Origin of the sequence: Paraburkholderia franconis (genome assembly GCF_009362735.1) — a bacterium.
In the GTDB taxonomy this organism is placed as follows: domain Bacteria; phylum Pseudomonadota; class Gammaproteobacteria; order Burkholderiales; family Burkholderiaceae; genus Paraburkholderia; species Paraburkholderia franconis.
The window spans coordinates 1-7,029 of sequence record NZ_WHNP01000152.1; the positions used below are offsets into that span (position 1 = coordinate 1).

Consider the following 7,029-nt stretch of genomic DNA (forward strand, 5'->3'; position numbering starts at 1 on the left):
AGCACCTGCGCACAACAAACGCGATCGAGTCGACGTTCGCGACGGTGCGCCACCGTACTACGCGTACGCGCAACTGCGTGTCGCGACCGACCTTCCTCGGTCTGGCATTCAAGCTAATCGAGGAAGCGGAAAAAACCTGGCGCCGGATCAACGGCCCCGAACAGATCCAGCTGTTGCTGGAGGGCATTGCCTTCCAGGACGGCGAGCCGGTGCAAGACGATCAACCGGGTCAGCAGAAACTCGCCGCTTGACGTCGCCCGCTATCAACGGCCCGTACACCAGACTTGACCTTATCTCCGATATTGCAAAAACGCCGGGCTGCAAAGCATTGAACATCGCAAGAAGAAGATGAATTTGTCGGATATTGTCTCTGTCCCCGGGCGTTATGGCGTCCAGGTCCCGAATATTGAGTGCCGCAGTGATGACGCTGGCTGTCGTGCAAGACACGCCGTTTGTCACGAAAGGAAGATTGTAGGGTGCATGCTCGCCGCTCAAGCGCTCGTACATCTTCTCCCGGATATGCTCTCGAAGGGTGTTGCCGTTCCATGTCTGCCCCTGGAAAATAAAAGTTGCGTTAGCGTGTAGCGTCCAGAAATGTACGAGCTCCAGCGTCAGTTCATCGTGGTTCTGAAGTGCGTGAATGAGAGACGCCGGGTCGATGCCGTACTGATGGACTTTGCGTAGCATCAGTCGCAAGAACTCAGTGTCTCCCGTCAGAAGTGCATGCTGATACGCAGGACGTGTGACGAAGTCGTAAGACAGGTCAGCGCCATTTTTGGACATTGCCGCCATGTCGTCGAGGGTGAGATTGAGTTCCTGAAAGCTGAACCCACCGGCCTTACGAATCGCCCCGGCGAGAAGCTGGTTGCCCGCGACCGCGAGTGGATGGCTCTGCGACCATGCATTCCCGTGTGGTCTTCGCTCGATGCCCAGGAAGCCGTTGGCATCTAGGCGAAGTCCGCGAGCGCCGAGGACGTCCAGGGAGTGCAGAGCATCACCGATACTGATTTGTTGGGCGGCCAATGTTGGGTCGAGCCAGTTTAGTGACGGTTGACCTTCCTTAAAGTAGTGAAGGTATACCCACCGGCGCATTACGCCGTCTACGCCAAGTACAGGAGCGGTTGCACTCCAGTCTGTTTCCTTGACGCCTAGCGCAAAAAACATTACCCGCTGAAGTTGGCCAACGATGTAGCACTTGCTTTTCAGGGTGTCGACCACGTCAGCCGGCAGATTGATGGAATCTTTTCCTCCAGGTACGTCTGGCAAAAGGTTCCAGTCGCCAGGCATGATCTCGATCATATGGTAAAGGCCCGGATAGTCCCCTTAATTCATCTCAGCGAGCCGGAAGTCGGGGCCTTTGCCAGTATGCAAAGGAATGACATCGTCAATGACAACGGCGTTGTGCGCTGCCGCCATGCGACTCATTGCTATGAAGTCTTCTTCTGTACCGAATCTGGAATCGATCTCTAGGCCGATGCGATCAAAGTTGCCGTCTACCGAATGGGTAAAGCGCTCGCCATTAAGACCACCGGCGACTTTGGTTGGACCCGGGTGAATAGCATTAATACCCATCGAGGACAACGAACGCCACAGTGTCTCGCTTCCCAATGCCTGGAGTACCGACTGTCCCGGCGCGGCTATAACCGCGCTCGGGTACGCGGTGAACCAGACAGACGAATTTGCGCACACCCCACGCGGGCGGGCCTCGGCATAGGGGTGAAGCCAAAGCTTGGCTTGCCCCGCATAACTGCGCGCCCGTGCGCGAACCTGGTGGAGCATTGAAAGACTCACGAGCCACTGGATATGCTCTGAGGCCGGAACATTCATGGCAGACCTCCTCGAGATATTTTTGAGGCGATATCAGCGTTTGGGCGCGCTCAACCAGCGCCTTGGATACCCCGAGGCCAATGAGTCTTCATGCCTCGCTAGAGTTTGCGCGCACGTCACCGCGCGTGCCGAGTCCCGCCTGATCGTCATAGCCGACGATAGCCTTCACTTCGAGAAACGCCTCCAGACCCCACTCGCCATATTCACGGCCGTTGCCCGATCGCTTATAACCGCCGAACGGCGAGCCCGCGTCCCACTCCGGATAGTTCAGATAGACGCTGCCCGCGCGCAGCCGGAACGCCACACGCCGGGCGCGCGCCGGATCCGCGGATTGAACGTATGCAGCAAGTCCAAACGGTGTATCGTTGGCAATCGCGATCGCGTCTTCCTCGTCGCGATACGGCATGATGGCGAGCACTGGACCGAAAATCTCTTCTCGTGCAATCGTCATCGAAGGGTCGACGTTTGCGAATACCGTGGGCCGCGCGTAGTAGCCGCGCGTCAGGCCATCGGGACGTCCCGGCCCGCCGGCTGCGAGCAGTGCGCCTTCCTCGATGCCCTTTTTGATCAGCCGTTGCGCGCGTGTATATTGCACGTCGCTCACCACAGGGCCCATCGTGGTGCGGTCGTCGTTCGCGGGACCCACACAGTGAGAGGCCGCCGCATGCTGTGCAATGCGCACGGCCTCGTCGTGCAGCGCTGCGGGCACCAGCATGCGTGTCGGCGCGTTACACGACTGGCCGCTGTTGCCAAAGCACTCATAGACGCCCGAGGTGACGGCGGCTTCCAGGTCCACATCGTCGAGAAGAATGTTTGCGGACTTACCGCCGAGTTCCTGATGCACGCGCTTGACGGTCGGCGCCGCGAGCTTCGCGATTTCCACGCCCGCCCGCGTCGACCCCGTGAACGACACCATGTCGACGTCCGGATGACTGCAGAGCGCCGCGCCCACAGTCGGGCCGTCGCCGTTCACGAGATTGAACACGCCCGGCGGCACGCCTGCGGCATCGAGAATCTCGGCGAACAGCACGGCGTTCAGCGGCGAGATCTCGCTCGGCTTGAGCACCATCGTGCAGCCGGCGGCAATCGCGGGGGCGACCTTGCAGACAATCTGATTGATCGGCCAGTTCCATGGCGTGATGAGCGCGGCCACGCCGACGGGCTCGTAATTGACAAGCGTCGTGCCCTTCTTGCGCTGCCACGCGAAGCGCTCGCAGGTACGCAGGAGTTCTTCGAGGTGACGTCTGCCGAGCGCGGCCTGCCATGTATGCGAAAGCATTTTCGGCGCGCCGATCTCGCGCGAAATGACATCGGCCATCTCGTCGTAACGCGCCGTATAAGCGTCGAGTATGCGGCGAATCAGTGCGACGCGCTCGGTCAGCGGCGTCAGCGAAAACGACGCGAATGCGCGCTTTGCGGCTGTCACCGCGCGCTCCACGTCGTCGGCATTGCCGAGCGCGATCTGCGCGAACGCCTCTTCCGTGCAGGGATCGACAACGGCGAGGCGCGCGTCGCCCGACGGCGCGACCCAGATGCCGTCGATGTAAAACTTCTGTGCATTCAACATCCGCTTCTCAGTCCGAGAGTGTTTCAAGAAGAACTGCCGGGATTGTTAATCCAGAGCCAAACCCGTTAGCTTCGACCGCAGCCTCTCCAGGGTGAGCTGGGTAGCTGGGCGTACTGATGCATGGCTCCCCGGCTTTCGTCGTCTGCGCATATGGTTTGAAAGACGCGTCGACATTTACAAGGGATTGCTGACGATAGGATGCCACCTGGTTTGCCGGTGGACATCTTCAATGTTCCGAAGAGTCTTTTGAAATGTCCTCCAGGGTATGCAAGCTATTCGGAAGGAGCGTGTAACAATCAAACCAAACAGCACTCCCGAGTCGCCTAACGTGCAGTATAGCGAAAAGGCTTTTTGTGCCTTTGATCACCATCAACGCATGACTATGTTCTACTGAATACATCGTCGGCGCTTCCCCTCCCGGAGTTACGTTGTGTCGGTCGACCTTATGCGCGTAGCCGTATCGAATGACCTGGAATCACTAACAAAAACCGAGACATCTGGCGATGCGCGTCACATCCATGGCAGCATGGCCAGACGAAAAAAGCAGCAACGTTTGGATGCGGTGCGGCAGCCGTCGATTCCGGCGACGACATTGCCCCGCTGAAACGGGCATACGACTTACGCGCCGCGCAGGATTACGCGGGCTCGGCGTCATGGCAACTGGCGGAAGAGGCGTGCCCGAGCATTTCTGTTTCAAGCAGCATGTTCGCCGGAACCGCGCGGAACCATAGATGGCCTTGCCCCACCAGCGCGTGCGGCAGGCTGTAGCGGTGTTTGTCGATCTCAACGTGGTAGTCGATGTGAACGGTTACCGTGTTGAATCGCGCAAGTTCATAGGGTTGAGCCAGCAGCGACTCTCGAGAAGCAGAAAAGTTCTGAGTTGCCGTTTGGGCCTCCACAAGTTTTGAGTTCCGCATGCCGCCTTGTGGAATCCAGACGCCGGAGTCTTGCTGTCAGACGATGACAGGGCGGGAAAATTGCCCGCGGATTTGCGGAAGTCGGCCCATTTTCGCTCCTGTTCCGGCCCGATATTAGTGTAGGAGTCCATGTGAAATACGGTGGGAATGTTTTGAGTTCCCTCGCTGTGCGTGGCTTTGCAGCCGGTCGATCAAGCGGCGGGCGAAACGTCCGATTTTAAAAGGAGTGCACGCTCGCTATCTGTCCGGTGTGCGCCTTCCGGCATTGCAAATCCGTGGCTCGGCGCCCGCGATTACTTCACACGAAGGTGCGCAACAATGCTGTGACGACCCCGACGGCGGGATCGTCGGACGTCGCTTTCGGGGTGGCCAGCCCTTCGGCTGAACGCGTTAAATCGGGTACACCCGGTTGAGGAGCGACGCGCCGGTGCGTGCGTCGAAAAAGCGGGTCTGGCACGCGACGCCGCCTTACAGCACAGCAACTGCCTGTCACATTCCATCTTTTCATTTAGATTGGCGGCTGGCCAACCGCCACAGTCTGCTCGACTGAAGTATTGCCAAACTTGTAGAGCGCAGCATCCCGCAGCAAAATTTGCGTCAGCCCTCGTTAGTGAGGTTTCTGTCGTAAAGACCGGCAAACAGAAACAAGCATGTTGTCGTTTTTTTACTCACTTACATTTTGAGGTGCTCATGCAACCCTCTGCGTTTGACCGCGTCTATTTCCAGTCCCTCAAGCGTGACCTCGTCGCCGCGACCCGCGACGTTTTTCGCGTTCCCGACTCGCAAGTCAACGAGTCTTTCGCTCGTGGTTTCGGTGTTCAGACTTATGCTGCGCTTATCGCCGCGCTCGACGGAGACCATCCGCGCAAGCAACTGAAGGCGCCGGGCGTCGAACTGTTCGATCATGCAGCGTTTGCGGCTCGCATGACCGAACTCGCTGACGAACGCATCGCTGAATCCGTAAGTGCGATTCTGGAAGGCGCACGTATCGATATCAAGATCGTCCGGCGCTCGCCCGCGCGACAGAATCCGGTCCGCTATTCGGACATCGCCTACGACGTGACTGTCGCGATTTCGGGCGTTCCACCAGAAGTGCTCGAATTGTCGCCGGAATTTCTCATTCCTGAATTCTTCGGGCTTGACGGTACGGAGTTGTATCGCCTTGATTGCGACTGGTCGTTCCGCGTCGACGGTGAGTATGCGATCACGCGTAAGCAGTCGGGGCAGGGTCTGCTTAATTCGAAGATAGTCGACGGTCGTTGGAAAGGCGGGCTGTACATCTACTCGCTTAAGCATCAGGAAGACGACGCGCGCTGCTTGCGTTCGGTAAAAGCCGCGCTGGCTCGAGCGATGCTTCCGGCGCTGACGTCACGCGTGCGCTGTTCGATTAACCAGCCTGACCGCTATCAATACGGAGCATGGCGCGTACGCATCACTATCGGCCCTGTCATCCAGGGTTTCCTCGGCGGCTCGCGCTTGGTGTTTGCGTTGCCGAAGCTGCCGAAGCGGCTCGTCGTGATGGACAAGGGCTGCATGTTCGATGTGGGTGTCGGTGTGTTTCAGAATGGCGAGTGGAGTGCCGACATTTACAGTAACGGCATCCCCGAGGACAAAAATCCGACGGGCATTGCGCAGGTCAAGGCAGAACTGTTGCAGGCCGTGAATCAGGCTCTCCAGGGAACGGGTTTCACAGTTAGGGCTCGAGAGCGGAGCCGGGCGTGTAGAAGCCTTTTTTTGACAGGACGGGAACCCGGGAACGCGAAAGCGCCCCGGGTTTTTTTAAAGTCGAACGCCGTGAATGCGATGTTTTCTACGGTGTCCTGATACCGGCTGACCGAGGGATCGCATCCACCCCGTGTCGCGCGCCAGGTGCTGCCGACAGCACCCATGTACATTGATTTGATGTCAAGTGCAGCGAAGCCGAAGGGATTGCTTCCCAGATAGCGGTGGAAATAATAGTTCACAAACGACCAGTCGAAGGCTGCGTTAAAGCCAACGAAAACAGGGTTTCCATCAGCGCCTGCGACACGCTCAACCCATTGCTGAAAAGCCTGCAGGCGGCGTGTGGTTCAAGCCCATCTTGTTCAAGCCGCTCCAGTGATAACCCCGTGACCTTCAGCGCGGCCGGGTCAGCGTTGCGGGTGGTCGGCTTCAATTCACATGCAAAGGTCCTTGTTGGCTCGTCTGCATTGCAGGCGCCGATCGAGAGTAGGCTGTATTCCCCGGGAATCGGTCCGGCAGTTTCGACATCGACTGATATGTAGATTTCGCGCGGGCTGGTCATGGAATTAGCGGCTCCGTCGGGACAAGGGTGGGACGGTTTCTGACTGCCTCCCAATGTTTGCGAAGCTCGCGGCGCCGCTCCTGGACACTTCCGGCCGTCTTCCAGTGATGACCGGAAAACGTGGTGATGTCGAACGGGTGCGTGGTGCCGGATCTGATAATCATGTAGCCGGCCTCACGCCGTTGCCGTAGGGCGGCGGGCGTAAAGTCAGGGTTGGTCCACCCACTTGACGCACAGGAGGCCGGCATGGACAAGTTTAGTGGAATCGACCTTCATTCGAACAACAGCGTAGTTGTGGTCAGCGATGACGCTGACCGGGTGCTCTACCAACGGCGCTTGCCGAACGATCCCATCCAGATCCGGGCAGCACTGGCACCGCACCGCGAAGATCTCGTGGGCGTGGTCATCGAAGCAACGTACAACTGGTACTGGCT

The 7,029-nt window shown here is 58.4% G+C and carries 6 protein-coding genes and 3 pseudogenes; 4 read left to right on the top strand and 5 right to left on the bottom strand.

All coding sequences use genetic code 11. The features are described from left to right. Positions 1–251, top strand: a pseudogene (locus GCT13_RS46260) (IS256 family transposase); the annotation flags it as partial. On the opposite strand, the gene GCT13_RS50335 reads toward GCT13_RS46260, so the two are convergent. The 3 genes from GCT13_RS50335 to GCT13_RS46270 all read right to left on the bottom strand — a co-directional run bounded on the left by GCT13_RS50335 (position 148) and on the right by GCT13_RS46270 (position 3,394). Then, a complete protein-coding gene (locus GCT13_RS50335; protein ID WP_227747382.1) occupies positions 148–1,299 on the bottom strand; it encodes a hypothetical protein in 1,152 nt (383 codons plus the stop codon). The pseudogene GCT13_RS46260 and the gene GCT13_RS50335 overlap by 104 nt on opposite strands. A 24-nt stretch (positions 1,300–1,323) precedes the next feature. Further along, positions 1,324–1,827: a hypothetical protein gene (locus tag GCT13_RS50340; protein WP_227747383.1), complete on the bottom strand. Its 504-nt coding sequence runs from the start codon at positions 1,825–1,827 to the stop codon at positions 1,324–1,326. An 88-nt stretch (positions 1,828–1,915) separates the two neighbouring features. Further along, entirely contained in the window at positions 1,916–3,394 is a 1,479-nt protein-coding gene (locus tag GCT13_RS46270) for an aldehyde dehydrogenase family protein (RefSeq protein WP_152768290.1), read from the bottom strand. A gap of 430 nt (positions 3,395–3,824) precedes the next feature. Between GCT13_RS46270 and GCT13_RS48995 the strand changes: the two genes are divergently transcribed. Then, positions 3,825–3,998 carry a hypothetical protein gene (locus GCT13_RS48995; RefSeq protein WP_160111843.1) on the top strand — a complete coding sequence of 58 codons (174 nt, stop codon included), beginning with the start codon at positions 3,825–3,827 and terminating at the stop codon, positions 3,996–3,998. Positions 3,999–4,131: 133 nt separating this feature from the next. Here the strand turns inward: GCT13_RS48995 and GCT13_RS51545 are convergent. Then, positions 4,132–4,236, bottom strand: a pseudogene (locus GCT13_RS51545) (Mu transposase domain-containing protein); the annotation flags it as partial. 765 nt (positions 4,237–5,001) lie between these two features. Here GCT13_RS51545 and GCT13_RS46280 point away from each other — a divergent pair. After that, positions 5,002–6,135, top strand: coding sequence for a hypothetical protein (locus GCT13_RS46280; protein WP_143811157.1), 1,134 nt, complete (start codon positions 5,002–5,004; stop codon positions 6,133–6,135). A gap of 136 nt (positions 6,136–6,271) precedes the next feature. Here the strand turns inward: GCT13_RS46280 and GCT13_RS46285 are convergent, their stop codons facing one another. Continuing rightward, positions 6,272–6,595: a hypothetical protein gene (locus tag GCT13_RS46285; RefSeq protein ID WP_218274591.1), complete on the bottom strand. Its 324-nt coding sequence runs from the start codon at positions 6,593–6,595 to the stop codon at positions 6,272–6,274. A 246-nt stretch (positions 6,596–6,841) separates the two neighbouring features. Between GCT13_RS46285 and GCT13_RS46290 the strand changes: the two are divergent. After that, positions 6,842–7,029 (top strand): annotated as a pseudogene (locus GCT13_RS46290) (IS110 family transposase); the annotation flags it as partial.